Here is a 25099-nt window from a genome sequence, read left to right as displayed (position 1 = left end):
CTCTTCCCTGTCAGGACCGTTCGCGCGGCAGCTAACCGGTGATGTCGCGGCCGAAGACCTGGCGTGCGATGACCCACTTCTGGATCTCGTTGGTGCCCTCGTAGATCTCGCCGATCTTGCTGTCGCGATAGATCGCCTCGACCGGGCCAGGCGTCCCGTCGGCGCCGACTTCGCGAGCGAAGCCCAGTCCGCCGAAGGCCTGTACCGCGTCGCGGGCCATGTCCACGGAGAGGCGAGTGGCATAGTGCTTGGCCATCGCCGCCTCGGGCTCAGGGAACGTGGTTCCCGCATCCAGCCGGAGTGCCGCCTTGGTGTAGAGGGTGCGAGCGTTGTCGATCTCGGTGGCGCGCTCAGCGAGCAGGAACTGCCAGTGCTGGTTGGCCGCGACCGGCTTGCCAAAGGCGCGTCGCTGGGACAGGTGCGCGACGGTGTGGTCGAAGGCGGCCTGCGCCATGCCGACGCCAGCGGCGGCGATGCCGATCCGTCCGAACGTCAGCGTGGCCAGCGCGTGCTTGAGCCCTTGGCCTTCGACGCCACCGAGAAGGTCCTCGTCGGACAGTTCGACGTCAGTGAAGGTGACGTCGGCGGTGAGCTGGCCCCGGTTGCCGATCTTGCGGTCTGGGGTGCCGACCCGTACGCCAGGCAGTGTGGTGTCGACGATGAACATGCTTAGCCGTTCACCGGTACGGGCTAGCGTCACGATGAACCCGGCGACCGGGGAGTTGGAGATCCACCGCTTGTGGCCGTTGAGCCGCCAGCCGTTCGCGGTACGGGTAGCCACGGTCCGCACCGCCTGCGGGGACAGGTCGCTGGAGGCGTCCGGTTCCGTGGTGGCAAACGCGCCCACGATGCTGCCGTCGGCGACCTGCCGCAGCCAGCGCTGCCGCTGGGCGTCGGTGCCTTGGTTGAGCGCCGTCCCCGCGAGGATGCAATGCACATCGAACACCGCTGCCACGCTGCTGGAGAAGTAGGCCAGTTCCTCGATCGCCGCCGCCGTGGCCGAAGCGGGATGCGTCAGTCCCTCGCCACCGACATCGGCGGGAAACGGGATCCGGAAAACACCGTCGGCGGCCAGGGCATCGAAGACGTCGCGGGGGAAGCCCTCGGTGCGCTCGTCGCCGTTCGCGATCGCGGCGGCTCGCGGTGCGACCACCTTCTCGGCGACGGCGCGGACCCGAGCGCGAACCTCCTGGGATTCCTGCGGGGAGAGCAGGTCGTGGAACAGCTGGTTGGCCTGACGTGCGGGAACGTTACTCATGAGCGCAGCATATCATTCGTAATACGTACGATTAAGTATGCGAACTACCGCAACAGGGGACGCGCAGAGGTGGACGCCGTTCCAGACGGTCGACGGCCGTTGGCGGGAGTCGTTCCCGTCGAGCCAGGCTGAGGAGTTCCCGCTTGCCAGTGCCTGAGACTAGGTCTGACGTGGCAAGACCGCTTCTGCCGATCGGCTGGCCAGAGCTTGCAGGTGTCCGGCCGCTCTGACATATCGTTTTACGATATAGTATTATCGTTTTTCAATAAATCCGCATCGAAAGACGCCATGAGAGGCCACGGTATGATGATCCGACGTGCGTTCCGGATCGGCGGCTGGGTCGCCCTGGTCGCCGGCGCACTTATGGCGGCGGCTGCGGTGACGACAGCGGTGATCGGCGTCCTAGCGCTGACGGGCAAGGTGACGTACCCCGTCGAGATCGATGTTGGGCCGTTCTCCGCCCGGAGCGCGGTCTCGATGCCGGTCGGGCTGGGGGCGGATGTGTGCCAGACGGCCGATATCACCGCGCAGAACTCCTCCCGCGATTGCTTCAGGTTCTTCGTGCACGAGGATGCCGAGTCGGGCCAGGAGGTGCTTCGCCGCCAGGACGCGGACGTACGGCCGACGCACGCGACGCTCAGGGGTGAGGTCGAGCTCGCCACGACAGGCGGTTGGAGCCCCCTCGTCGCGGCCACGGTCGCCAGAAGCGTGATCGGCCTGGCGGTGCTCAGCGGGCTGTTGCTCCTGCTCTGGCGGCTGCTCGCGGCGGCAGCCGCCGGTGAAGCGTTCAGCGACCGCGCCGTGCGACATCTGCGGGGCATCGGAGGGCTGGTGATCGCTGTTTCCGTCCTGGAACCGGCACTGGATCACTTCGCGAGCGCCGGGCAACTCGGATACTCGTGGGAGGCATTCGGGATCGCGCCGCACCTGTTGCCGGGAGGCTCTGCCGGCTACCCGGGCGGCGTGAATCTGGGGCAACTTGCCCTTGGCGGGCTGATACTCCTGGTTGCCGAGATCTTCCGCCACGGCGCCGCGATCGAGGCAGAACGCAGGCTGACGGTCTGATGCCGATCGAGATCAGGCTCGACCGGATGCTGGTCGAGCGCAAGATGACACTCACGGAGCTCGCCGACCGGATCGGCATCACGGTGGCCAATCTGTCGATCCTCAAGACAGGTAAAGCCAAAGCAGTCCGGCTCGCTACCCTCGAGGCCATCTGCCGAGAGCTTGACTGCCAACCCGGCGACCTGTTCACGTACGTCGATTGAGTTCAGTCCTGAGGCGTGGCCGCTCGCAAACGGCCGTCGTCGACGTGTTCGACACACCCATCCCCGCAAGCCGAGACGACTAGCCAGTCATTGGGAGCAAACCTGACCCCATTTCGGTGCCGACGCAGACGCGTGCTCCCAGTTTGCTCCCATTTTGGGTGTCCGCAGTCCATTATGGACGCCGAAACAAGATCAACCCCCGACCGCGTTCCCGCGGGTCAGGGGTTGAATAAACGACGTTCACAATGAGGCCCTTTGGCGGCGTGTAGAACGGGTCGTCCTGCGGTGGTGTCGCCTCGGCGGCGGACGGCAGGGTCACCGCGGTCGCCGCGGGAGCCCCGGCGACCGCGGTGACGAGAAGGACTGTCACGAGGAGGTTGACCGAGCGCGGCGTCACGTCGTGGGTGCTACTTCTCGAAGACGTAGGTGCCGGGGGCGTCGCACAGCGGCTCCAGCCCGCCGCCACCCAACGCGCGGGGAGCCGGTCGCTCCGGGCCGCCGCGCGCGGCCAGCCACTCGACCCAGTGCGGCCACCACGAACCCTCTTCGGTGGTCGCTCCCGCGAGCCACTCCTGCGGGTCGACCGGGTTCTTCGGGTTGAGCTGGAACTTCGCCTTCGGGTTGCTCGGCGGGTTCACCAGTGCGGCGATGTGCCCGCTACGGGACAGCACGAACTCGGTCTCGCCGCCGAGCAGGTGCACGCTGCGGTAGCAGTTCTGCCACGGGGTGATGTGGTCGGAGATCCCGGCCAGCACGTAGGAGTCCACGTCGATCGTCGACAGGTCGATCGGTACGTCGTTGACCTTGACCCCGCCGGGCTGGGCGAGGGCGTTGTCCACGCCGATGTCGATGAAGTCGGCATGCAGCTGGGCGGCCATCCGGGTCGTGTCGGAGTTCCAGTACAGGATGTCGAACGCGGGCGGCTTGTTCCCGCAGAGGTAGTTGTTGATCCAGTAGCCCCAGATCAGGTCGTTGGGCCGAAGCCACGCGAATCCTTCCGCCAGCTTGGCGCCGTCGAGGTAACCCTTGCGGCGCGACATCGCCTTGGCGACCTCGGCCGCCGGCCGGTTCGCGAACGCCGCCGGTTCGCCCGCCTTGGTGTTGTCGATGACAGTGACCAGCAGGCTGAACGCGGCAACCCGATCGAGCTTGCCGGTCGCGGCGAGGTATGCCGCGGTGACGCTGGCGATACTGCCGCCGGAGCAGGCACCCGCCATCAGCGCGCGGCCGCAGCCGGTGATCCGCTCAGCGGCGTCCATGGCGTCCAGCACGGCCTGCACGTAGGTCGGCAGGCCCCAGTCCTTGTACTTGGCCTGGGGGTTGCGCCAGGACAGCGCGAACACCTGCAGCCCGTTCTGCACCAGGTACTCGATGACACTGCGCCCGGGCGCGAGGTCGGCCGAGTAGTACTTGTTGATCGTCGGCGGCACCAGCACCATCGGGACCGTCCGCACCTGCTCGGTCTGCGGGGTGTACTGGATCAGCTCGAACACCTCGGACCGGTACACCACCGAACCCGGGGTGACCGCGAGGTTCTCGCCGACGGTGAACTTCGATCCGTCGACCATCTTGGGGATCCGCGGGGCGGAGCGCATGTCGGTGACGAAGTTGACCACGCCCTGCGCCAGGCTCAGGCCGCCGTAGTCGACGGCCACCCGGGCGGAGATCGGGTTGACCAGCGGCACGTTGCTCGGCGCGATGGCGTCCATCAGGTTCGAGGTCAGGAACCGGACGCGCGTGTCGTCACGCCAATCGAGATCGGCGGCGTCGATCAATTCCTCGGCGGTCTTGCCGGTGGCGACGTAGGCCTGCACCAGGCGCTGCAGGAACGGGTTGGTCTTCCAGCCGGAGTCGGTGAACCGGCGGTCCTTCGGGTGTGGCTTGGTGCTGGAGCGGCCGGTGACGATTCGGCCGTACTCCGCGGCGAGTGTGCCGAGCGTTCGCGCGGACGTGCGCGGTCTGCTGGCCAGCCTGCCGAGGAACTTGGCGGTGGAGGCGTCCGGAAGGAAACGCTGCGCGGGGCCGGGGGCGGCCTCGATGAGGAGCGTGTCGAGCGGGGCCGCCAGCTGGACGGCTTCTTCTGCGCGGGTCATGCCGGTGCTCCCGTCAGCTTGATCTCGCGCTTGAGTATCTTCCCGGTCGGTCCCTTCGGCAGTTCATCGACCAGTCGGACCATTCGCGGGTACTTGTAGGCTGCGACCTTGGCTTTGACGTACTCACGAAGTTCTTCGGCGCTGGTCTCGGCGCCGGGTTTGACGGCCACGACGGCGGCGATCTCCTCGCCGAGCTCGTCGTGCGGCACGCCGATCACCGCGGCCTCGCCGACCGCCGGGTGCTCGTACAGGACCTCCTCGATCTCGCGCGGGTAGACGTTGTAGCCGCCGCGGATGATCATCTCCTTCTTGCGGTCCACGATGAAGTAGAAGCCCTCGGCGTCCTTGCGGCCCATGTCGCCGGTGTGGAACCAGCCGTCCGCGATGGCCTTCGCGGTCTCCTCCGGCTTGGCCCAGTAGCCTTTCATGATGTTGTGGCCCTTGATGGCGATCTCGCCGACCTCACCGTCTGCGACCTCGTTGCCGTCGCCGTCGACGATCGTGAACTCGACACCGTTCACCGGGGTGCCGATCGAGCCCGCGCGGCGGTTGTCCGGGAAGTTGAACGACGCCACCGGTGACGTCTCGGACAGCCCGTAGCCCTCCAGGACGACACAGCCGAAAGCTGCCTCGAACGCGTTCATCACCTCGACCGGCATCGCGGCCCCACCGGAGACGCACAGCCGCAGCGACGACAGGTCGTAGGAGTCGCGTTCGGGGTGGTTGACCAGCGCCACGTACATGGTGGGCACGCCACCGAACACGGTCACCTTGTCCCGCTGCAGCACTTCTAGGGCCTTCGCCGGGTCGAACTTGGGCAGCAGGGTCAGGCATGCGCCGACCTTCACGCAGGCGTTGAGCCCGCACGTCTGGCCGAACACGTGGAACAGCGGCAGCCCTCCGAACATCACGTCGTTCTCGGTCAGGTGCTGGATGTCGTCGACGCAGATCTCGATGTTGCGGTCCAGGTTGGCGTGGGTGAGCTCGGCGCCCTTGGGCTGGCCGGTGGTGCCTGATGTGTAGAGGATCACCGCAGTGTCGTCGTCCGCGCGCTCCACGACCTCGTCCACCGACTGTGCCGCCATCACCTTAGCCATGAACTCGACGGGGTCCACGACGATCGTCTCCGCGCCGGCGATCCGCGCTCCCGGCTCGGCCTCGGCGGCGAACAGTTCCCACACGAAGAGCACCTTCGCGCCGGAGTTGCCGAGGTAGTAAGCGACCTCGCGTTCCTTCAGCAGCGGGTTCATCGGAACGACCACGGCGCCTGCCCGCAAGATCCCGTAGAAAAGCGCGGCGAAGTGCGGCACGTTCGGGAGCATGACCCCGACCCGGTCGCCCGGCTCGACGCCGTGCTCGCGCAGCAGCCCGGCGACCTTGCGGGTCGACGCCTCGAGCAGTGCGTAGGTCAGTTCGATGTCGTCCAGTTTCAGAGCAACCCGGTCGCCGTGGCTTTTGGCGGTCTGCACAAGATTGTCCGTGATGTTCATGGCGGCTCTCCGATTTCCGGGTGGTTGGCTCCTGGGGAAAACCTTCCGCTGATGGGCTGTTTGGAGCAATGGACGCGGGAACAGGTCGGTCACGGCGCGCGTTGTGCTGGTGCACAATCAAGGTTCCGGACTTACCCTGGATGGGTGCGCTCGGCGTTGAACCCCCATCCCCTCGTCGTGTCCGCTGCGCGGGCGCTGCTCGGCCGTGTTGACGAGCTGGCCGACGGGGTGTCCGTGCTGATCGAGAAGGAGGAGCCGGCCTACGGCGACGGTGACCTGGTCAGCCGCGCCGACCTGCGCGCCACCAACCGGCACAACATGGTCGCGATCCTCAGCCAACTCGCCGGCGTCAAGGGGCCCGGACTCGCGGCGCCGGGGGAGACCGGCAGGAAACGCGCCGAGCAGCGGATGCCGCTGGCCGCGGTGCTGCGCGCGTACCGGATCGGGACCGGCTACGTGTGGGGGAAGCTCATCGAGGTCGCCGGGCAGGACCCGGATGCCGCGCAGGCGCTGCTCGAGTTGGCCACCGACGTCTGGGGTCTGGTCGATGACTACTCGCAGGCGCTGACCGCCGCGTACCAGGATGCGGTCACCGAGCAGATGCGTCGTGACGCGCGGGCACGGGACGCCGCCCTTGATGCGCTCCTCGCGGGGGACCTGCTCGAGGGGGCGCGGCTGTTCGATTGTGCCGCGATGCTGCGGCTGCCACACCATGGGACGTTCACCGTCGTGTGCGCCGCGGCGAGCCCGGCCGAGGAGGCCGTTCCCGGGGTCGAGGGTGCGCTGGCGTGGCGGGGCGTGCGGTCGGCGTGGCGTGTCGAGCGCGACGCTCACGTCGGCGTGGTGTCGCTGACCGAGCGCGTGCCGCTCGACGACCTGTGTTCCTACCTGCGGACGCACACCACCGCGCCGGTTGGCGTGAGTGCCGCGTATTCGAGCCTGGACGGTACGCACCAGGCCGCCCGGCAGGCGCGGCTTGCCGTCGCCGCCGCGCCCGAGGGCAGCTGCGAGGTGATCCGCTACGACCAGGCGTCGATCCCGATCCTGCTGGCCAGCGCGCCCGACGCCGCTGCCGAACTGGTTCAGGCGGTGCTCGGAGCGGTTCTGCAGCTGCCGGGCCGAGACCGTGAGGTGCTGCTGGGCACCGTGGATGCCTGGTTCGCCGCCAAAGGTGAGCCTTCCGCGGCGGGCGAGCGACTGCACTGCCACCGCAACACCGTTCGGTACCGGCTCAACCGGTTCACCGAGCTCACCGGCCGCAATCTGGCGCAGCCCGCAGAGGCCGCCGAGATCTATCTCGCGATGCAAGCGCACCGAATCGGGCCCGGAGGAAGGCGCTGAACAGCCCGCAGTCCGCAAGCCAGATCCAACACCACCTCACCGGTGCCAGGACGCAACGCGCGCGCGACGGCGGCCACCTCGGTGTCGAAGTCGGGTATGCCCGCCACTCGCATCATCCGGTCGCGGATGGCCCGTCAGGCATGGCCGTCCTCGCTGAGGAAGTCCTCGATGAGCGGGGTCAGCAGGTCCGGCTTCGCCGCGAGGTCGACGTGCCCGCCGGGGTAGATGTGCAGCCGCGACTTCGGGATCAGGGCGGCGAGGAACCGGCCGTTGACCACCGGGATGATCGGGTCGTCGTCACCGGCCAGCACCAGCGTCGGCTGCCGCAGCAGCGGCAGGAACGGTGCGCTGGTCCAGCCGGCGCCGCAGGCCAGCTGCAACGCGTAGCCGCGGAGCTGGCCGCCCCGCATCGCGGTGTGCATCAACTCGACCGTCCGCTCGCCGTCGGTGCGCATGCTGCCGCCGTACAGCTCGCCGGCGACCCGCTGGAGGTACTCGGGATCGCGGTAGCGCCGTGGCGTGGCCATCCGCAGCAGGATCCGGGGGCGCGCGGGCACCATCGCCATCCCCGCCCCCGTGCCGACCAGCACCACCCGGCGGCAGCGGCGGCGCTCGGTGCACGCGAACTGCTGCGCGAGGCCGCCACCCCAGGAGATGCCGAGGACGTCGACGGTGTCGTGGCCGAGCCCGTCCAGCATCTGCCCGACCATCCGGGACAGCGACGGGAAGCGATACGGCCGTGGTGGCAACGGCGAGCCGCCGATGCCCGGGACGTCGAACCGGATGACCTCCCAGGCGGGATCCAGCTCATCGACGAAGGGTTGCAAAACCTCCAAAGGTGCGCCGATGCCGTTCATCAGCACCAGCGGCGGCCGGTCGTCCGCGCCTGCCCGGATCGCCACCCGCAGCCGCTGTCCGTCAACGTCGATCATCCGGCTTCGGGTATGAAACGCCTGCGGCGGCATTGCCTTCGTCATCGAAAACTCGGCTTCCTCACTCGTTGAGGTTGTCACCAAACATTCGCACAAAAGGCTCCGGGAAACCAGCATGGACAACACCGAACAGTATGGTGAACAACAGCTTGGGAGCTTTCTCAAGAATTCTGGTAATTCGCTGAGATATTTCACAACGGTTCGTGACGTGTGCCGAGCAGTTCGTGTTGTGAAACCGATCACGCAAGGCGTAGCGTCGCCGGGCGGGCGGGTCTGGGACGCGGTCGTGATCCGCAACGCCGGCCTGACCGACGCCGTAAAGCGTGCCGAGGACCGGCACGGAACAGAGGAGTGAAACCATGATTCGTCGCCTGTTCCTCGCTGCCCTACTCGCGGTCGCGCTGATACCGGCCGGCACGTCCGTCGCCGCGCAGTCCGCGCCGCCGGGGGAGATGGTCGAGCGGACCTACACCAACGATGCCGGCACCCGCACCTACTTCCTCTACGTCCCGAACTCGGGCGCCAACGACAACCCGCTGATGGTCTGGCTGCATGGCTGCGGCGGCCCGCTGACCATGGAGGCGGGCCACGCGCTGGCGCTGGTCGCCGAGGAGGAGGGCTTCACGCTCGCCTACCCGGTGCAATCCGAGGACGCCAACGCCAGCCAGTGCTGGAACTGGTTCGAGGACGCTCACCAGCACCGCGATCAGGGCGAGGCGTCGATCATCGGTGGGATCACGACGTCGCTGATCGACGAGCTCTCGGTCGACCCCGATAGCGTGTACGTCGGCGGGTACTCCGCGGGCGGGGCGATGTCGACGGTGATGGGCGCGGCCTACCCGGACGTGTACGCCGCGATCGCGCCGTCGGCGGGGGCGCCCTACGCCTTCGACCCCTCAGGTGAGGCCGCCTTTGTCGAGATGGGTGAGCGGGCTCGCCCGATGCCCGCGTGGATCCTGCAGGGGGCCACGGACGAGATCAGCATTTACCCGATCGGCCGGGCGAACATGCTGCAGTGGCTGGGAACCGACGACTTCGCCGACGACGGCGAGGACAACGGCTCGGTTTCGCGGCTTCCGTCCAGCGCCGAGCCGGTCGTGGTGGATACCGACCTGGGCCCGCTGCCGCTGACCGTCGAGCATTACACCACCGCCGACGAAGCCTGCGAGCTGGGCCACTTCCTGACCTCGCCGCACGAGCACCTGGTCAACGGCTTCCTGCTCTCGGAGGACGAGGGGCTCAATCTCCAGCGGCTGATGCTGGACTTCCTGCTCGACCACAAGCGCGGCGGCCCCGGCGTCGGCTGCGGCTGAGTCCGGCACACGGCGAAAGGCGCCGGCCCCTGGTGCGGCCGGCGCCTTTCGCGCGATCACGACTGGTTCAGCAGTGACGCCAGGCAGATCTCGTCCTCTAAGTTGAAGGAGTCGGGGCAGTCCGCGGGCACCGCGATGTCCGCGCGGTCGTCGCCGTCGAAGTCCGCGATGGTGGGGGTCTGTGCGCCGCTGGAGCTGGCGAACTTCCCGGCCTCCACGAATGTGCCGTCGCCGACGCCTGCGAGTACGACCAGGTCACCGCTGACCGTGTTCACCGACAGGATGTCGGGGTCGCCGTCGCCGTTGAAGTCGCCAAGCGCTCCCACCGGGTTCGCCACCCCCGCGTCGTAGTAGGTCGGCGAGTCGAGATTGCCGGCGCCGTCGTTGAGCAGCACCGCAGCGGTCGCGCCGGGTGGGCTGGACTCCGGCAGTGCGACCACCGAGTCCCATCCGCTGCGGGTCAGGTCTCCCGCGCGCACTGTGGTCGGCTCGAACGGGACCAACTTCGTCGAGGACGTGGCAAAGCTCCCGGTCCCGTCGCCGAGGAGCGCGAACACCAGCTGGCTGCCCGCGTCCCCGGCGACCAGGTCGACGATGCCGTCGTTGTTGAGGTCGGCCGCGTCCACCGACACGATGCCACCAGACGAACTGCCGGGCGGCGTCGTCAGCGGCCCCATGGCGAAGGTGCCGTCGCCGTTGCCGAAGAGCACCTTGATCCCATCCGGGGTATTGAGGGCGAGGTCGAGCGTGCCGTCGCCGTCGGAGTCGAGGGTGTCGCCTGCCTGCTGGAACGGCGACTGCTGCAGGTCGTAGGTATCACCGGCGTGGAACTCGCGGCCGCCGTCGTTGAGCAGCACGGACACCAGGGACTCCGAGGTGACCACGATGTCGGTCCAGCCGTCCTCGTCGAAGTCACCCACGTAGACGTTGTTGTTGGAGTCTCCGATCGTGATGGTCTGTGGGCTGCTGAAGTCGCCGGTGCCGTCGCCGTACATCACCACGATCTTGTTGTCCTGCCATGGCGCGACGAGCGCGACGTCGATGTGACCGTCGCGATCGAAATCGGCCGACTCTGTGCCGTTGTTGTCGAGGCTGGCCGAGCCGTCCTCGCCGGTGGCGTGGAACGTCGCGGGTGCGAACGAGATGGCGGCCGGAGCCGCGTGCGCGGCGCCGCTGACCGTCAGGCCGCCGGCGAGCGCGGCAGTGAGTAGCACGCAGGTGCTACGGAGCACTGAGAATCGCTTTTTCGTCATTCCGATCCCAACTGGAGATTACGGGTACGCCTGGTTCAACGAAGGATCACGAGATCGTTTGTGGTGACCTGAACGAAATAATCTCGGCGGTGTTGTGACGAATCAAAGATCAACCCGCATCGTGATTCCAGCCGGAAAAGAGACAGCCGCCCGTCACCTCTCCTCATGGTGACGGGCGGCTGAGCCGTGGGGGCGTGGATTCAGCCGGGGATGGCTTGTGCCTTGGCGTTGCGGGCGACTTTCGACCACGCCTGGGTGTCGGTGCAGATGCCGCAGCTCGCGGTCGGCCCGAAGAAGATGCCGCGCGCGTTCTCGTCGCCGGCCAGGTGGAAGCGGAACCACGCGGTGACGGCTCCAGCCAGCCGGATCCGGGTGTCGCCGGGGAAGAAGTGGTCCGAACCGCGCAGTTCGCCGAACACTGCGGGCACATGGCCGGCCTCGGAGTAGCGCAACTGGACGTAGAACGACGGCACGATCCAGTCGAACTGGCCGGCGACGAAGAACGCCGGTCCCTTGAGGTCGGACACTGTGCCCTGTGGGCCGGGCTGGATCGGAATCGTGGCGTCGACGATCGGGTCGGCGCCCGCGGCGATCGCACCGCCGCCCTGGGAGTGTCCCGCAGCGCCGACCTTGGTCTCGTCGATCTTGCCGTGGAACACGCTGCCGGGGTGCTGGTCTTCGGCGACCATCATCCTTCCGGGGGAAACGCGGGCAGGGGGAGCGTTTCGTAGAGCGCGGCGTCACCGGCGCGGAGCAGCGCGGCGTCGACCTGGTCGAGGCGGTGCAGCACGTCGGCCGACCAGAGGGTCTCCTGCCGCATCCGGGCGGCGTCGAACTTGTCGAGGTGGCCGTTCTTGCCGTCCAGGGCGAGGAGGTAGTTCGGGGCGCTGATGTAGGCCAGGCTGGGGATACCCTGGGCGTGCAGCCCGGCGCCGACGCCGAAGAAGAACGGGCCGATCGCGCGCAGCAGCAGCGTGCGTCGCAGGTCGGTCGCCTGGAGTGACTCGATCCCGCTGGCGGTGATCGGGGTGAGCGAGTGGAAGATCTCCGCGGGCTCCTCGAGCCCGGTGGGGTAGTAGCCGCGGGCGTTGTCCAGCCACTCGGTGGCGCCGAGGTGCTCGAGGGTCAGGTTCGCCACCGCACGGTCGATGATCTCGGGATGGTCGTGTATGAACCCGTGGGTCTCGGGGAGCTCGGCGGCGAAGTGCCCGGTCACGCTGCTGAACACCAGGGTGCGGTCGAGCTTCTTGCGGGCGAAGTAGCGCGCCAGGGCCACCTGCGCGATGCCCGCGTTCTCCTCGAAGGCGTTCTGGCCGTCGGTGTGGGTGTGGACGATCATGACTTCGTCCTTCCGCGGGCCGCTGCCGGGAAGCACCGCCATCAGGCTGTCGGACGGCACATCGGGAGTGCGGGACGCGACCAGGGTCAGCCGGGCGGTCGACGCGTCCGCGGCCGCGGTGCGCAGGCCCGCTCCGGCGACCCGGTCCACCAGCAGTGCCGGAAGGTCCTGGTAGCCGTGGATGAACGGGGTGTACTGGCCGCGGGCGTTCTCCGGGGAGGCGTCGAGGATGAACACCACCCCCGCCGCGCCGGCCTCCTTGAACGGGGTCAGCACGGGCAGGGTGATCAGCGTGGTGAACATCCGCTTGAAGTCGTGGGCGGGCGACATCGTGCCGTCCGGGTCGTGCGCGTAGGTCAGCAGCGGGTAGATCGCTCCCAGCGGCAGCGGCGGCACGACCGCGTCCATCACGACGATCTTGTCGGCGACACCACCCGGCACGGCGGCGATGAGTCCGCGGACGGCGTCCGGCAGATTCGCCGTGAAGTCGCTCAGCGACTCGGCGACGGTCTGGATGTCGGTCCCGTTGCCGGTGATGCCCAGCGACGGCAGCGGCCCGAGGTAGGCCAGAGGGCCGACGACACCTTCGGGGGGCGTCTGGCCCGCGTACGTGTAGTAGGAGGCGACGTCGACGGCCCCGGCGCGGCTGCCGGCGACAACCTCCAGCGCGAAGTCCTTGGCCAGCCACCGCTCGAAGTGGTGGGTGTCGCGGGTGACTGAGAGGCCGGCGGTGCGGAACCCGGCGTCCAGCCGGTCGACGAAGCGGTCGTGAGCCAAGGTGCCCGGCAGGCGGGGGCCCAGCCGCACCATCTTGTGGACCTCGCGCTGGAAGCCTCCCGCCGACGGCAGCTGGGACGGGTCGACGCTGCTCGCTGGGCTGAGGCCACCGAGCAAGGGGAACGCTCCTGCCGGGCGCGAGCCGAGCCCGATGCCGGTGATGGTGAGGGTCGCGGCCGTCCCGGTGAGGAATCCGCGGCGGGAGAGCGTGTGCTCCATGGTGTTCCTTGCGGTGCGTGTACGAGGAGGTGCTAGGGAATCGACCGATCAGGTCGCGGATGACGAGGTTGGTCCGGTGCACAAGTGCGTGCGCGGCACCGTTGTGCCTATGGAGGATCACCTGCCGGTTCGCGCAGCGCGCGCCGGGCCACGAGAGCCCCTTCGAGAATGCTCACGTCAGCCGGCTGGGTGGCATCCAGGCCGGTGAGCTGGTGGATCCGGCGGATTCGGTAGTCGACGGTGTTCGGATGCACGTGGAGCTCTGCCGCGGCCTGCCGCCGGCCCCCGAGTCGCAGGTACGTGCGGAGCGTGGCCAGCAGCTCCTCCTGGTCGCCGATCGGGTCGAGCAGCCGGGCGAGCCGGTCCCGGGCCGGGCTCGGCCGGGACAGCTGGTAGTCCAGCAGGACGTCCTCGAGCCGGAACACACCCCGGGTGTGACCCTTGGCGGCGGCCACGTCCAGGACCTCCTGGGCGATTCGCGCGGCGGCGGCGACCTGCTCGGGCGCGGCCGTGGTCGCTCCGGCGGCGACCTCCACCCCGGCCGCCGTCGTCAGTGCCGCAACCACCTTGCGGATCCGCGCCCACTCCCAGTCGTCGGCTCCCTGGCCCGGCGCGGCGGCCAGGGGTATCACGATGGTGCCGCCTTCGGTGGTGAGTGAGGAGAGCGCAGGCTCCCGCAGCCGCCGGTCCAGCTCCGTGCGCAGGCGGCGCAGCTTACGGCGCGCGACCACGCCGGTATCCAGGCCTGGCTCGTTCTCCTGCGGGTGCGGGGCGATCGCCACCGCCAGCACCACGTAACCGGGTGCCAGCCGCAGTCCTGCCTGCGCCGCGGCGTCGCCTGCGGGCCTGCCCTCCAGGAGCGCGGAGAGCAGCGTCTGCCGGGCCGAATGTTCGTCGTCGAAGATCGTCCGCCGCTGCTCGAGGTAGCCCGCCGCCACGGTCGGGGTGACGAGTTCCAGGTAGCGCAGCATCAGCGTGTTGACCTCCATCACGACGGGCACGTCCGCGGCCTCCACCTGCGGCGCGAGCGCGTTCCAGATCACTTGGACGCCGACGTGGTACGCGGTCAGCACGATGTCGATGGGGATGCCCTCATCGGCGCGGCGGGCGGCGGACTCCCGCAGGAACGCGAGATCCGTCTCGGCGGGCAGGGACCGCGAACGCAGCACGCTGATGAATGACTGCAGGTTCTGCCGGATGACGCGGCTGATGTCCCCGGAGAGTTCCTCTGCCGGAAGATGCCGGTAGGCGGGGATCCGGGAGACCAGTTCCCGCAGCACCGACTTGACCAGCGCTGGGAGCTCGGCGGACAGCCGCTCGTGCAGGGGCCGGCCGCCGATCCACAGCGCCCGGTCGCCCGTGACCGGTGCCGCCATCAGCTCTCGGCCACCTTCTCCGGCTCCGGAGATCCGGGGGTGCTCACCGGAGTCCGCTTGCGGCCGTAGAGCACCACGGCGACCGCGGAGGCGTACATCAGCAGGCCGTAGATGCCCGACGGAACCGCCATCTCATCGATGCCGATCACGTTGACCGCGATCAGGATGCCGAGGGTGGCGTTCTTGATGCCCATCTCGATGCCGCCGGTCAGGGCGGTGGCGAACGGGAGGCGCGCCAGCGTCAGCATGCCGAAGCCGAGGGCGAGGCCGCCCACGTTGAGCAGGATGGTGGCCGGACCGGCGGCCTTGAGGAAGCCCCACAGTTGGTCGCCCAGTGACGCGGCGATACCCACGATCAGCACGGCCAGCACCAGGCCGCCGAACAGCGACACGGCCTTCTCCAGCGCCGCCGCGCGCTCGGGCCACCGGGCGCGGATGACCATCCCGATCACGACGGGCGCCAGCACGATCCCGATCAGCAGCGCGATGGTGCGCAGCACGGGCACCTCGATCGGCACGTCCGACGCGGCCGGCTGCCATTTCAGCGCGAGGTTGGCGGCGATCGGCAGGGTGACGATGGTGGCCAGGCTGGCCAGCACGGTGAGCACGATCGACAAGGCGACGTTCGCCCGCGCCAGATAGGCGATCAGGTTGGACGTCGTGCCGCCCGGACACGCCGCGATGATCACCAGTCCGACCGCGATCGCCGGGGGCAGGGACAGCGCCAGCGCGATCAGGAACGCCAGGGCGGGCATCAACACGATCTGGCCAATCGAACCGAGGAGGGCGCCTCGCGGATCTTTGGCTTCTCGAACAAAGTCGCGCGAGGTCAGCGACAGACCGATGCCTATCATGATCAGGAACAGCGCGATCGGCAGGCCGAGGTCTATGAGCGGATTTCCCTGCATGTTCGGCTCTCCTTCGGTGGCGGGACTAGGCCGAGCTGCAAGAAGTGTCGGTGGCACAGGGGCGGCTGTCATTGTCACCGAGCACAAATCGCGCGCCCGCATTTGCTGCGCTGAGCCAGCTCAGCCGCCCCTTGTCACGCATACCAATCCCGCGGCTCGGATCTGAGGAGCTGTCCTATACCGGCACCCGGGCGTGGTGACGCATCATCAGGGAATCGTTTACCGGGATCACACGGGTGGAGAACAGCAGATGAGGATCGGGCTCAGCCGACGGGCACTCGCCGCGGCCGCGGCGATGATCATGACCGCGACGATCGGCCTGGTAGCCGGCCCGCCGGCGGCGGCGGCGGAAGCGGGGGAGACCCTCAAGTACGTCGCGCTCGGCGACTCCTCGGCCGCGGGGCCGTTGACCCCGGACGCCGAGATCTTCGTCGTCAGCTATGCCACCTACTTCCAGCCGGGTGGCTGCTTCGGCAAGGACCCGATCTGGGGCGTCGACGCCGACTATCTGCAGGCCACCTGGGACAGGCTGCACGCGATGCTCGCCGATCAGGCCGCCGCGCACGGCGCGCGCTTCGTCGACATCCGCACGCCCAGCGCGGCCCACGGGGCCTGCGCGAGCTACGGCGAGAAGTGGATGGAAGGCCTGGTGCCGACCTCCGCCGCCGCGCCTTACCACCCCAACGCGAAGGGAATGGCGGCCGCCGGCGCCACGATCGCGGCCGCGATCGCCGGAACTGACCAGTAAGAGCAGTTGACCGGCCTGGCGGACAGAGGCAATGGCCGCCAGGCCGCCGTGGAGAGGGATTGACATGGGAGGAACGTGGACGGGTCATCGGAGCGGCGTTCGTCGCTGCTGGAGGGGCGCTGGGCGTGCCGTCGGCCGCGGCCGAGGAAGCACCGGAGTTCCCGGTCACGTGGTCGCTGGCCGGCGGGTTCTTCGCAGACCCGTTCTCGGGGCTCGACCCCAACACAGCACCGCTCGGCGCCAACGACTGGCGCTGCGAACCGAGCGAGGCGCATCCGGAGCCGGTGATCCTGCTGCACGGCCTGCTGACCCGGCTGGCGAACAGCCTGCCGCCGGGGCTGGGCTGGCTCCTCGGGTCTGTCTGCCAGGCGTGCAAGGACTTCGGGCGCGGCTCGGAGTTCTTCGTCAAGCTCAACGCGGGCGGCACCTCGACGGTGCCCGGCGTGGTCTACACCAACATCCAGGGGTTCCTCGAGGAGGTCGTGCTGCCCAACTCCAGCGGCAGGCAGCAGGCGCCGAACGCCAGCAACCACCGGGTGTCCGACTACTGCGCCAAGGACTTGAGCGACCACGTCTCGATAGCCACGAGCCGGGTTGCCGCGCAACTGACGCTGAACGCGCTGGATCCGGCGAACGCGCGGCCGATCCCGTGCGTCTTCAACCCGCCCTTTCTGAGCTGATCCGAGAGGACCGGATGCGATCCGACTGGGCCGGGTGGACCCGTTGCTGGAAGCGTCGGCGACCCGGCGGCCATCGGCAACCTCGGCGGCCGGCCCAGATACACCTTCACCGTGCTGCGGTGAGACGTCACCGCGATGAACCGGGCTGCGCCTCGAGCGGCGCCAGCTGGCTACGCACCGATAAACTATGTGAAACGGACATATCTGGTGGAGCGGCGCTGTGACCACATTTCGCGTCGTCGGCAGCGCTGTTCCAGTTTTGCTCCAGTTCGGGTGCATAAAGTCCACTATGGACCTTGGAGCAAGATCAACCCACAACCGCGTTTCCGCTGGTCGTGGGTTGCTTCTTCCAACATCTTCAGGGGTGGAGCTGACGGGACTCGAACCCGTGACCCCCACACTGCCAGTGTGGACCGATCATGCCTTTGACCTGCGGAAACGTCGACCCGCAAGATCATGCGATGCCGTACGCTGCCGTATGGTGCAGTCTACCGCTGTTGAGCGCAGTTGCGAACGTAGCTGCGCTCCAGTTCTGCTCCACCTGCCGCAGTGTTTTCTGGGCGAATCGGACAGGAGCGGGAGGTGGCTGGAGTGCCCAGCCGCAATCCGGTCAGCATCACTTGGCGTTCACGCCGCTGCGTCAGGCGCGCCAGAGCTGGCCGCCGCATCGGGACAGCACGATGTTCGGGACGACGGCGTTGGCGGACAGGCGGCTGACAGCGCGGACGAGTTCGGAGATGTCGCTGGCGGGCAGCATGTCAGCGCGAGATCTGGTCTTCCTTCCAGGTAGCCATGTCGGTGTCGACGTATCCGGGGGAGACGGCGGTGGCGGAGACGCCGTTGCCGGATTCTTCGAGGTTGAGGGTTTCGCAAAGAGAGATGAGCGCGGCCTTGCTGGCGGCGTAAGCGGCCAGCTGGGCTTCGCTTGCGACACCGGTGATGGACGACAGGGGGACGATCTTGGCGCCGCGTTGCGGCCCTCCATCGCAGTTTTGCGTAGCAGCGGCAGGAGCTCGCGGACCAGCAGGTACGGGGCGCGGAAGTTGACATTGTGCACGAGGCCGACAGTCTTCATCGGCAGCTCGGCGATGGTGCCGGACGCTCCGACGCCGGCGTTGAGAACGAGCAGGTAGAGGCACCCGAACTCGCCGGTGTGAGCGGCGACGAGACGGTGGAAGCCGTCTTCGATGGCCAGTTGGCGGCGACGGGGTGGACCTGGGCGTCGAGCGCCGGTGAAGTGCAGCATTGCGACGTCACAACTATTGCGCGGTATCGGCACTTGGGTTCGGTCCGCCGCGCCGACCGGAAGCGATAAACACCGCCGCGAGGCCGACGACATCGACGCTGGCGATGACTGTGCCCTCCCATCCATGACCAGCGAGAATCACAACAGTTGACACAGCGATTAGTGCGGCAGTCACCAAGAGTGCGGCAACAAGCCCTGCCCACGACAGAAGGAGCTCCTGACGGTCGCACATCATGACGTGCCGTTCCTGCGGCGGCACATGCGGATCAAGGTGGGGCGGTGTCGGCTTGGTGAGAGCAGGTGCCACAGGATCTTGGGGTAACTGGCCTGCGACATCCTGGCTAGTGGTCACGGTGGTCCACCTCCGTTGGCGGCGATTCGATGTGGACGCCGACCAGCAGTTCATTAATCTCGTGCAGGCAGAGGCGATTCATGTTCACGACAAGCAGCGCGCTCTCATACGAAGAAGGGTCGCTGCGAAACCGGCTAATGGCCTCGTCTACCTCTGACGTAGCAGAGGCCGTGCAACGCGCGAGTATCAGGCTGATCTGTCGGGCGGTCTCGACGCCAACGGCCTTAGTCGGAACTTGAATGCCGCGACCAGCCAGGCTTGCGACTTCAAACAGGAACTTCCGTCGGCTCTCATCTAGCTGGTCTGGTAGCTCCATGCGGTTCAGGGTTCGCAACCGGCCGCTGAGGCTGGGTATGTGCACAAGCCACCCAGCCGACTTGTCGTGCACATACTCGGATTTGAACTCCGTCTGCTGAAAGCTCCACCGAGTCCGACTCTGGGTTGTCCAGATAGCGGGATCCGGCGTGGAGTCTCGAGAGTCCTGGAGGTACTTTCGGTACGCGCGCCTAAGCTGATCCCATCGATCGCGTGAGCGAAGAGAGTCGGATAGTACTCCGTGGACGTTATCCGTCGTCTCCAGAAAAGAGATCAGGACATCCCAGTTTCCGCCTTCTAGTTCTTGCCAGCCGCCTGTTTGGCGGCGGATATGGCTGAGGGACTCGTAGACTCGGTGCAGTAGGTCTGCCGTCGGCGCGTCCCCAGAGTCCAGCAGACGGTTCAGCGCCACGTTGACGGACGAGACATTGATGTCAGCGTCAACCGACTGAGCCGCTTCGCGAAGCGGCACTGAACTCCCGGGCTCTGCGCCATGATGCTGCGGTAAGCCAGCTCTGAAAGTCAGCGTTCCCGCACGTTGCCGCAAATGCGCGACCGACCGGGTGCGCTTGATATGGAACCGGCTGCCAGACAGATCCATGATTGCACCAGCGCCGTCCAGGAACGCGCGCGTCCGCCAGCCCATGCGTCGTCCCTCCCGTTCGTGGCGAGACCTCTACTCTAGGCGGCTTGACGTTCGTCGCCAACCGCCGAGGCGTTTGCACTGGTTGCCCGGCGCCGTGTGGAATCCCTGGTTCGCTTCCGTGCGAGCCGACGAGCATCCTGGACAAAGCCGCTCGTCGAAATCGAATACCGACGCCGAATATGCGGGCTGCTCGAGCCGCTTGGTCCCGAACCCATGCGCCGTCCGCGCGGTTAGTGAGGCCCAACTAAACAGCCCATTTCGCGCCGCTCGGCTCGCTGCTCTCAATTTGCTCCCATCGAACTGGCGTTTTTGCGAATTTTCTTCACCTCCGCCTTCTCTGTGTCTGCTGACAACCGCGATCTACCAGTCGGGCTTGTGTCCGGCTGGACCATAAGCTGGGGCGCCGTCACGGATCGCATTAGGCAGTCGGCTCGTGTGCATGGCGATTGGAAGGTGGTCCGGCATGATTGCTTCATGGTTTCGCGTGATGCTTCGCTGAATCCCACCCAGCTTGGGGTGCTTGCTTGGGTGCGGGACGGCTGTCCGAGTGGTGTTTACGAGGGTTGGTCGCATCGGGTCACGGCTCGTGCGCTCCAGCATCGCGGTCTGATTCATGTACAGGGCCATGGCCCTTCGTGGGTGGCTACCATCGAGCCAGCCGGTGTCTACTATCTCGAACACGGCACCTACCAACGGGACGCTGAACCTTCGAACAAGCGCACAGTGCAAGTCCGACCCACTGCGAAGGCAAAGCCTTCGCGCGATGAGGTTGCTGCAGGGAAGGGATCGGCGTCTACGCGTCCGAGAACGATGCGGCTTAAGCCGGGTGTGACGGAGCGCTTCGTCGGCGAACTCGCGGACGCCGGCACTGCAGGCGTGGCGATCCCGACGGAGAAGATCGGGCTACTCCGACGCCGAGTGCACGACGCCGAACGTGATGGTCGCGTACCGGAAGGGAAACGGATCGCATTTCGTCCCGATGTCGATGGCGAAACTCGTGGCGGTCGAGCCTGGCTGGAGCGTGTGCCCGATTGGCATCGGCTCGCACTGCGCACCCGAGATTCCAAGGCTGCCGAATGTTCGGGTGCTGCGCAGCAGCTTGATGACAGCGAGGCCTTCCAGGTCGATGGCGCGCCGCGCCAACGGGCGCTACGGCTGGTGGATGCGCTCGTACGCGGCGGGGAGTCCGAAGGGATCTCGGTCAAGGCGGAGCTCGGAGCACGCGTGGGCCGCGAACGATCGCGGCATGACCTCCACCACGACGTGCTGGTGTTTGCCATCAAACCTGACGAGGTCCGGCTTTGGTTCGAGCAGGGCACAATACAGGTGCGGCACGAACCGACAGCGCGAGAGCTTAAGCGTGCTCGCCTCGGTTACCTCTTCCCGGATTTCGACGATGTCCCAGACGAGAACTTGACGATCACGCTGGAGGGGCGGTTCGGGACGCTCTGGGCGGATTCATGGCGCGACACCGAGCAGCAGCGACTGGAACAGGTGCTCCCGCGCATCGTGGAAGAGATCCTCTTTCGGCTGGCGGCGAGCGTCGCCGCTCGGGCGGAAACACAACGTCGGGAGGAAGCGCGGTTGTTGGAGCTGGAGCGACGGCGCCACGAATGGGACAAGGCTAGGGAACGAGCCGGTGAGGCATACCGTGACCGCTTCCTCCTGAATGAGATGCTCGACCAGGCTCAAGCGTGGCGGCGTGCGTCCGAGCTGCGGAAGTACGCGGACGCCATCCGTCTGGAGGCGAAGGACCTCGACAGCGCGCAGTGCCTACTGGCTCTCGAATGGGCCGACGCGATCGACGCGCAGGCCGAGCGGATCAATCCGCTGCCCGCCCGCGCGGTCGCCCCGACCCCACCCGAACCGTCGAACGAAGACTTGAAGCCGTTCATGGGTCGGCACGGCACGTGGCGGCCGTGACCGTCACCAGCGTCCCCACCGCCGCGGTGCACGTTCGTAACGTACTGGGATCTCTGACGGTTTCAGGGGCCGGTCGACGACCGGCCGGAGATTCTGCGGCGTGATCCGCTCGTCAACGTGCGCCCGCTCGATGACGTCGGCGACAAACGAGTGGCTGTGAGACTTGAGTTCGTCGATGACCCGGGCAAGGAGTTCATCGAGCCGCCGCACCTCCGCTTCGGCCGCTTCGAGACGTTCCTGCAACGAGACCGCCCGGTGCCCGCACCACGCGCGGAGCATCTCGTGAACTGGACGTCCATGCTCCAAGTACCAGGAGTACTCCCACTCCGGTGATGTCGTCGTCGGCCGATTGTCGTACGTGGTCGTGTTCCGGCCACGCTTGCTGCGTTCCCGGTACTCCTTCTCATCCTTGATGACATGATCGAGGACGGGCAACGGGTTGATACGGCATGCGTATTCGGCGATCCGTAGAGTGCCCTCCGGTGAGATCACCGTCTTGCCATCTTCGGAGAACCAGTCCACGTTCTCCAGGACGTCCGCAACAGGTATACCGATGAGCTTTCCGAGCTCATCGTGGTCAGTGACGCGCGTCGTCCAAATCTTCATATCCCACGACAGCTCGGCGACGCTGTCCGGGATGAGGAGCAAGAAGACGTGCTCCACTGCAGCCTCTTCATGGTCGTCCATCGCCTGCTCGCAGAACCGCTCCCAGAGCGCCATATGCGTGTCGAACTCGTGCACGTTCGCCCATGGCCCACGGAGCCTGCTAGCAGGGATGTTCTCGACGGTTCCTGTCTTGTCGCCGTCCAGGAACTCGATGTCGTAGCGCACTGACTTCTTGCGCTGGTCTATGCCGACGATTCGGACGCGTTCGGACGGCGCGAAGTCGCGCTGACGGTAGATCTGCTCGTCTCCGACGTCCATGGCTCTCTCCCGTGACTCGAGGCCCGCATCGGATCTTAGACTCGGCTGACCGTGCACGAGATTGTCCGATGACGCTGGAGCTTACTGGGCTTAGGTGAGCGTTTGCATCGGCGATCACGTGGGCTCGGTCGCCGCCGGATGTCGGAGCACTTCACGAACTAGCGGGCTCTCCGTTGCGGCTGCAGCAGCAATGTCGGTGCCTACTGTCACAATCTCTTCATGACCGAACTCGCCTACATGGTCCGGGAAGACTGGGGTCAGAACGGTACCGCGATGGCACCGAGTAGCGCGCGCATTCGTGACTGGCTCGGCGCGCAGCCATCTCTCTTCGCCGTCGCGGACGTGAAGAAGTTCAACGATAACGATGGCAGCGCCGACGTTGAGGTGGCCAGGTACCTCGCTCAGGGGAACGTCAACCACCACGTCGGAAACATCAGGGAACTCCGAGGCCTGGCAGGCGATCGAGTTGCGGACGTCGCGGTTGTCGTGCTGCATCCGTACGAGGAGCGCGACTGTGAGGCGCTTCGCGAGGTCATCGTCGCTGGGACGCTGGGCCGTGTGTTCGTCCTGATTTGGTCACCCGGGGACATCATTCGGACCTGGCTGGATGCGCAGGGCGCGGTTGACCTGCACACCGGAGCCGCGTTACCTGCTCCTGATCCGCTGCAGGTAGCTGCTGCCGACCTGATGGTCAACGAGGAGTACAACGGGCTCGGCTCGGGGCGAGGGAAGGATGCCGTAGTCCAACTGCTGCGTGCGTTCACACGCTCCGGTTACCGTCTTGATGAGAGCGACTGGCTACGGGCCTACTTCGCTGCGGGCGGCAGCTTTCGGCACGCTGAGACCATCTCCAAGTTCATCCGCGAGATGACATCCGGCATCAAGCATCGCGTTAAGCCTCGGTTCCGCGACGAGATCGTCGATATACTGCGCGAAGAGGTCGCGGCCAAATAACTGCCCTGCCCACCACGGGACGACTTGTTGAGGCGAAGTTTGGCCCGGGCTGCGCCAGGCATATCCGATTTGGCAGCGCTGCGAGCTCCATTTAAGCGAACAACCTCGCTAATTGAATGTCCGATCCTGGGCTGGCTCAATGATGTCCTTGCGCGCAGACAACTACTGACGCGGGCGGAGCTCGCCTCGTCAGCGAACGATCGGTTGCATGATCGTCACATCCCTGGCTCACCGCACAGTCGATCGACGAAGATATTGGCGCAAGCACCAGTATGAATCCGAGATGTCTGACCGATGATCGCGTCGGTGTACTTTGGTCCTGACTAGAATCATGCGGGTGCGAGTCAAGTCATGGTGCCGTCACTGTGACGTGCCTGCGGAACTCACACCTGCACGCCTGCCGCCCGAGGCCACTGGTGCCGCACAAACCCGACGAAGCGCTGGATCGTCTAGCTGACCTGCCCTGGTGGATCCAAAGACTTACGAGCAGCTCCGCCGGGCGCCCGCCGAGGCAGATGGCTAACGAATCTTGAGGTCATTTCTCGGTGTAGAGCCGACGCGCGCTCGGCGTGTCGGGACCATATACACGGCAATCAGACAGACCCTTCTGCCATGGTCCCGGCTGCAGGCGGCGAGGGATTGAGTGGATACGGTGAAGCTCGGAAGATCGAGTCAGGCCGTGTGTACTCGTCGACGAATGTCCAGCCTGTCTTAATCTGCACTCGCGGATCCAGCGGGGGCAGGTCATCGAGTGGGTCGTACATGATGTCAAGGCGGCTTCGCTCCGGAAGGTGCCAGCTGGAAGTCGCAATAACAGAGTCTAAGATCCGACCGATGACTTCTGAAATCTCATCAGGATCGTCAACGGCCGCAAATGTTGCTCTGACCGTCACCTCGTCTGGTATTAGAAGGTGGACCAGTAGCTCCCGGGCACGCTCGTTCATGCAGTAATCGCGCCAGAGTTCATCGACGTGGGTGTAGCGCCCCATCTGGTTCAGAGTGACATGCCACAGCACTCCGGGCTGTCCCGAGAGACGTTGTCCCGGCGCTACCGAATCGGCCCAAGGGCGCACGCTGTACCGAAGGCGGAAGTGAGTGTCGTACTGGCTCTGCGCGTGCTTGATCAATCGCTCGGCGTCCGGATGGTTGCCGCGAAGCCAGTCGTTAACGACCGGATCGGACGGGTCGACAGTATCCGGGTCGCGAAGGTGATTGTAGGAGCTGAACGCCCGGAAAGCGCCACCTTCAAGGTCTCGAAGAGTCTGCTCCAATCGCCCTATATCGTCCTGGTGAGGGCGGCGAAGATGACCAATGCGATGACGGATCTTGAGTAGTTCGGCGCGGCGGCCGCTCCAGACGTTCTGCTCAAGGAGCGTCGGACCGAAGAGGTCCCAGTTCTCCTCGATCAGCTCGAACAGCTTGCCAGCGTCAAGATATGCAAGTGGATCCTCCCAGTCTGGGGACGCCATGTACGGATGACGGCGGTCCTGCTTAAGACGTTTCTGGGTCCCAGCATCAAGGTTGCCTTCCCACTCTGCACCATCCCGAGCACGAAGCTCGACGTAAACCAACTGCCGTAACCATGTCTCGAGCTGCCACCACCGGGAATACAGCGCGAGCATCGCCGGCGGCATCAGCGCCCTCTCGACCGCGGCAGTGATGGCTGCATCGACGTCGGCAAGCGCATAGTTGAGCCGGCTCACAGCGGCCCGTCAAGCTGATAGGAAACGTGCACGTACATAGG

General features: G+C 66.5%; 23 protein-coding genes and 1 tRNA gene. 9 read left to right on the top strand and 15 right to left on the bottom strand.

What is annotated here, in order from left to right; all coding sequences use genetic code 11:
- Positions 1-31: 31 nt before the first annotated feature.
- On the bottom strand, positions 32-1258 hold the full coding sequence (locus AMYHA_RS22950) for an acyl-CoA dehydrogenase family protein (protein WP_034274479.1): 1227 nt from the start codon (positions 1256-1258) through the stop codon (positions 32-34).
- A gap of 213 nt (positions 1259-1471) precedes the next feature.
- Between AMYHA_RS22950 and AMYHA_RS22945 the strand changes: the two genes are divergently transcribed.
- Both AMYHA_RS22945 and AMYHA_RS22940 read left to right on the top strand, forming a co-directional pair.
- The gene (locus AMYHA_RS22945; RefSeq protein WP_157362354.1) at positions 1472-2323 is read left to right on the top strand and encodes a DUF2975 domain-containing protein; all 852 of its coding nucleotides are present in this window, start codon (positions 1472-1474) and stop codon (positions 2321-2323) included.
- Positions 2323-2526 carry a helix-turn-helix domain-containing protein gene (locus AMYHA_RS22940; RefSeq protein ID WP_034274475.1) on the top strand — a complete coding sequence of 68 codons (204 nt, stop codon included), beginning with the start codon at positions 2323-2325 and terminating at the stop codon, positions 2524-2526. The genes AMYHA_RS22945 and AMYHA_RS22940 overlap by 1 nt, the downstream gene beginning before the upstream one ends.
- Before the next feature lie 407 nt (positions 2527-2933).
- On the opposite strand, the gene AMYHA_RS22930 is transcribed toward AMYHA_RS22940, so the two are convergent.
- Together AMYHA_RS22930 and AMYHA_RS22925 are read right to left on the bottom strand one after the other, a co-directional pair.
- Positions 2934-4619, bottom strand: a complete 1686-nt coding sequence (locus AMYHA_RS22930) for a PHA/PHB synthase family protein (protein ID WP_034274471.1) — start codon at positions 4617-4619, stop codon at positions 2934-2936.
- Entirely contained in the window at positions 4616-6109 is a 1494-nt protein-coding gene (locus AMYHA_RS22925; protein ID WP_034274469.1) for a long-chain-fatty-acid--CoA ligase, read from the bottom strand. Before AMYHA_RS22925 ends, AMYHA_RS22930 begins: the two co-directional genes overlap by 4 nt.
- A gap of 144 nt (positions 6110-6253) precedes the next feature.
- Here AMYHA_RS22925 and AMYHA_RS22920 point away from each other — a divergent pair, with 144 nt between their 5' ends.
- Positions 6254-7450 (top strand): helix-turn-helix domain-containing protein, encoded by a 1197-nt coding sequence (locus tag AMYHA_RS22920; RefSeq protein ID WP_051400223.1) that lies wholly within the window; start codon positions 6254-6256, stop codon positions 7448-7450.
- Between the two features lie 134 nt (positions 7451-7584).
- On the opposite strand, the gene phaZ is transcribed toward AMYHA_RS22920, so the two are convergent.
- The gene (gene phaZ / locus AMYHA_RS22915) at positions 7585-8382 is read right to left on the bottom strand and encodes a poly(3-hydroxyalkanoate) depolymerase (RefSeq protein ID WP_231104868.1); all 798 of its coding nucleotides are present in this window, start codon (positions 8380-8382) and stop codon (positions 7585-7587) included.
- A 115-nt stretch (positions 8383-8497) separates the two neighbouring features.
- Here phaZ and AMYHA_RS27240 point away from each other — a divergent pair, with 115 nt between their 5' ends.
- Positions 8498-8737 carry a hypothetical protein gene (locus AMYHA_RS27240; protein WP_157362349.1) on the top strand — a complete coding sequence of 80 codons (240 nt, stop codon included), beginning with the start codon at positions 8498-8500 and terminating at the stop codon, positions 8735-8737.
- Between the two features lie 4 nt (positions 8738-8741).
- Positions 8742-9695 carry an extracellular catalytic domain type 1 short-chain-length polyhydroxyalkanoate depolymerase gene (locus AMYHA_RS26085; protein ID WP_051400222.1) on the top strand — a complete coding sequence of 318 codons (954 nt, stop codon included), beginning with the start codon at positions 8742-8744 and terminating at the stop codon, positions 9693-9695.
- A gap of 56 nt (positions 9696-9751) precedes the next feature.
- Here the strand turns inward: AMYHA_RS26085 and AMYHA_RS22905 are convergent, their stop codons facing one another.
- The 5 genes from AMYHA_RS22905 to AMYHA_RS22885 all read right to left on the bottom strand — a co-directional run bounded on the left by AMYHA_RS22905 (position 9752) and on the right by AMYHA_RS22885 (position 15567).
- The gene (locus AMYHA_RS22905; RefSeq protein ID WP_084037448.1) at positions 9752-10948 is read right to left on the bottom strand and encodes an FG-GAP repeat domain-containing protein; all 1197 of its coding nucleotides are present in this window, start codon (positions 10946-10948) and stop codon (positions 9752-9754) included.
- Between the two features lie 200 nt (positions 10949-11148).
- On the bottom strand, positions 11149-11640 hold the full coding sequence (locus AMYHA_RS22900) for a poly(ethylene terephthalate) hydrolase family protein (RefSeq protein ID WP_157362347.1): 492 nt from the start codon (positions 11638-11640) through the stop codon (positions 11149-11151).
- Positions 11637-13283 (bottom strand): zinc-binding metallopeptidase family protein, encoded by a 1647-nt coding sequence (locus AMYHA_RS26080; RefSeq protein WP_051400220.1) that lies wholly within the window; start codon positions 13281-13283, stop codon positions 11637-11639. Before AMYHA_RS26080 ends, AMYHA_RS22900 begins: the two co-directional genes overlap by 4 nt.
- A gap of 107 nt (positions 13284-13390) precedes the next feature.
- Positions 13391-14659, bottom strand: coding sequence for a PucR family transcriptional regulator (locus AMYHA_RS22890; RefSeq protein WP_051400219.1), 1269 nt, complete (start codon positions 14657-14659; stop codon positions 13391-13393).
- Complete coding sequence (locus AMYHA_RS22885; protein ID WP_034274460.1) at positions 14659-15567, bottom strand: bile acid:sodium symporter family protein; 909 nt, start codon at positions 15565-15567, stop codon at positions 14659-14661. The genes AMYHA_RS22890 and AMYHA_RS22885 overlap by 1 nt, the downstream gene beginning before the upstream one ends.
- Before the next feature lie 250 nt (positions 15568-15817).
- On the opposite strand from AMYHA_RS22885, the gene AMYHA_RS22880 reads away from it, so the two are divergent.
- Both AMYHA_RS22880 and AMYHA_RS26075 read left to right on the top strand, forming a co-directional pair.
- Positions 15818-16315: an SGNH/GDSL hydrolase family protein gene (locus AMYHA_RS22880; RefSeq protein ID WP_051400218.1), complete on the top strand. Its 498-nt coding sequence runs from the start codon at positions 15818-15820 to the stop codon at positions 16313-16315.
- 59 nt (positions 16316-16374) lie between these two features.
- Positions 16375-16995: a hypothetical protein gene (locus tag AMYHA_RS26075; RefSeq protein ID WP_051400217.1), complete on the top strand. Its 621-nt coding sequence runs from the start codon at positions 16375-16377 to the stop codon at positions 16993-16995.
- Between the two features lie 365 nt (positions 16996-17360).
- Here the strand turns inward: AMYHA_RS26075 and AMYHA_RS22870 are convergent.
- The 4 genes from AMYHA_RS22870 to AMYHA_RS27235 form a co-directional block, all read right to left on the bottom strand.
- Positions 17361-17427: transfer RNA gene (locus AMYHA_RS22870), tRNA-Ala, on the bottom strand.
- Positions 17428-17753: 326 nt separating this feature from the next.
- Entirely contained in the window at positions 17754-18134 is a 381-nt protein-coding gene (locus AMYHA_RS28090) for an SDR family NAD(P)-dependent oxidoreductase (protein ID WP_231104867.1), read from the bottom strand.
- Positions 18135-18254: 120 nt separating this feature from the next.
- Entirely contained in the window at positions 18255-18593 is a 339-nt protein-coding gene (locus AMYHA_RS28085) for a hypothetical protein (RefSeq protein WP_231104866.1), read from the bottom strand.
- On the bottom strand, positions 18583-18909 hold the full coding sequence (locus AMYHA_RS27235; protein WP_157362345.1) for a hypothetical protein: 327 nt from the start codon (positions 18907-18909) through the stop codon (positions 18583-18585). Before AMYHA_RS27235 ends, AMYHA_RS28085 begins: the two co-directional genes overlap by 11 nt.
- A 1473-nt stretch (positions 18910-20382) precedes the next feature.
- Here AMYHA_RS27235 and AMYHA_RS22850 point away from each other — a divergent pair.
- Positions 20383-21477 carry a hypothetical protein gene (locus AMYHA_RS22850; protein ID WP_157362343.1) on the top strand — a complete coding sequence of 365 codons (1095 nt, stop codon included), beginning with the start codon at positions 20383-20385 and terminating at the stop codon, positions 21475-21477.
- 3 nt (positions 21478-21480) lie between these two features.
- Here the strand turns inward: AMYHA_RS22850 and AMYHA_RS22845 are convergent, their stop codons facing one another.
- A complete protein-coding gene (locus AMYHA_RS22845; protein WP_196776950.1) occupies positions 21481-22458 on the bottom strand; it encodes a hypothetical protein in 978 nt (325 codons plus the stop codon).
- Between the two features lie 162 nt (positions 22459-22620).
- Between AMYHA_RS22845 and AMYHA_RS22840 the strand changes: the two genes are divergently transcribed.
- Complete coding sequence (locus AMYHA_RS22840; RefSeq protein ID WP_034274451.1) at positions 22621-23355, top strand: hypothetical protein; 735 nt, start codon at positions 22621-22623, stop codon at positions 23353-23355.
- Positions 23356-23948: 593 nt separating this feature from the next.
- Here the strand turns inward: AMYHA_RS22840 and AMYHA_RS22835 are convergent.
- Positions 23949-25058: a hypothetical protein gene (locus tag AMYHA_RS22835; protein WP_051400215.1), complete on the bottom strand. Its 1110-nt coding sequence runs from the start codon at positions 25056-25058 to the stop codon at positions 23949-23951.
- Positions 25059-25099 lie beyond the last annotated feature (41 nt).

Origin of the sequence: Haloechinothrix halophila YIM 93223, from assembly GCF_000504245.1 — a bacterium.
Taxonomy (GTDB): Bacteria; Actinomycetota; Actinomycetes; order Mycobacteriales; family Pseudonocardiaceae; genus Haloechinothrix_A; species Haloechinothrix_A halophila.
Note: the sequence above shows the minus strand (reverse complement) of the source record. Positions and strands in the feature narration are given on the sequence as shown.

Excerpts from the sequence above, each read along its gene's own strand:
- phaZ (WP_231104868.1), bottom strand. The coding sequence starts at position 8,382 with ATGATCGACGTTGACGGACAGCGGCTGCGGGTGGCGATCCGGGCAGGC.
- AMYHA_RS22905 (WP_084037448.1), bottom strand. The coding sequence starts at position 10,948 with ATGACGAAAAAGCGATTCTCAGTGCTCCGTAGCACCTGCGTGCTACTC.
- AMYHA_RS22940 (WP_034274475.1), top strand. The coding sequence starts at position 2,323 with ATGCCGATCGAGATCAGGCTCGACCGGATGCTGGTCGAGCGCAAGATG.
- AMYHA_RS26080 (WP_051400220.1), bottom strand. The coding sequence starts at position 13,283 with ATGGAGCACACGCTCTCCCGCCGCGGATTCCTCACCGGGACGGCCGCG.
- AMYHA_RS22950 (WP_034274479.1), bottom strand. The coding sequence starts at position 1,258 with ATGAGTAACGTTCCCGCACGTCAGGCCAACCAGCTGTTCCACGACCTG.
- AMYHA_RS22930 (WP_034274471.1), bottom strand. The coding sequence starts at position 4,619 with ATGACCCGCGCAGAAGAAGCCGTCCAGCTGGCGGCCCCGCTCGACACG.
- AMYHA_RS26085 (WP_051400222.1), top strand. The coding sequence starts at position 8,742 with ATGATTCGTCGCCTGTTCCTCGCTGCCCTACTCGCGGTCGCGCTGATA.
- AMYHA_RS22890 (WP_051400219.1), bottom strand. The coding sequence starts at position 14,659 with ATGGCGGCACCGGTCACGGGCGACCGGGCGCTGTGGATCGGCGGCCGG.
- AMYHA_RS22880 (WP_051400218.1), top strand. The coding sequence starts at position 15,818 with ATGAGGATCGGGCTCAGCCGACGGGCACTCGCCGCGGCCGCGGCGATG.
- AMYHA_RS22900 (WP_157362347.1), bottom strand. The coding sequence starts at position 11,640 with ATGATGGTCGCCGAAGACCAGCACCCCGGCAGCGTGTTCCACGGCAAG.
- AMYHA_RS22885 (WP_034274460.1), bottom strand. The coding sequence starts at position 15,567 with ATGCAGGGAAATCCGCTCATAGACCTCGGCCTGCCGATCGCGCTGTTC.
- AMYHA_RS22925 (WP_034274469.1), bottom strand. The coding sequence starts at position 6,109 with ATGAACATCACGGACAATCTTGTGCAGACCGCCAAAAGCCACGGCGAC.
- AMYHA_RS27235 (WP_157362345.1), bottom strand. The coding sequence starts at position 18,909 with ATGGAGCTACCAGACCAGCTAGATGAGAGCCGACGGAAGTTCCTGTTT.
- AMYHA_RS27240 (WP_157362349.1), top strand. The coding sequence starts at position 8,498 with ATGGACAACACCGAACAGTATGGTGAACAACAGCTTGGGAGCTTTCTC.
- AMYHA_RS22840 (WP_034274451.1), top strand. The coding sequence starts at position 22,621 with ATGACCGAACTCGCCTACATGGTCCGGGAAGACTGGGGTCAGAACGGT.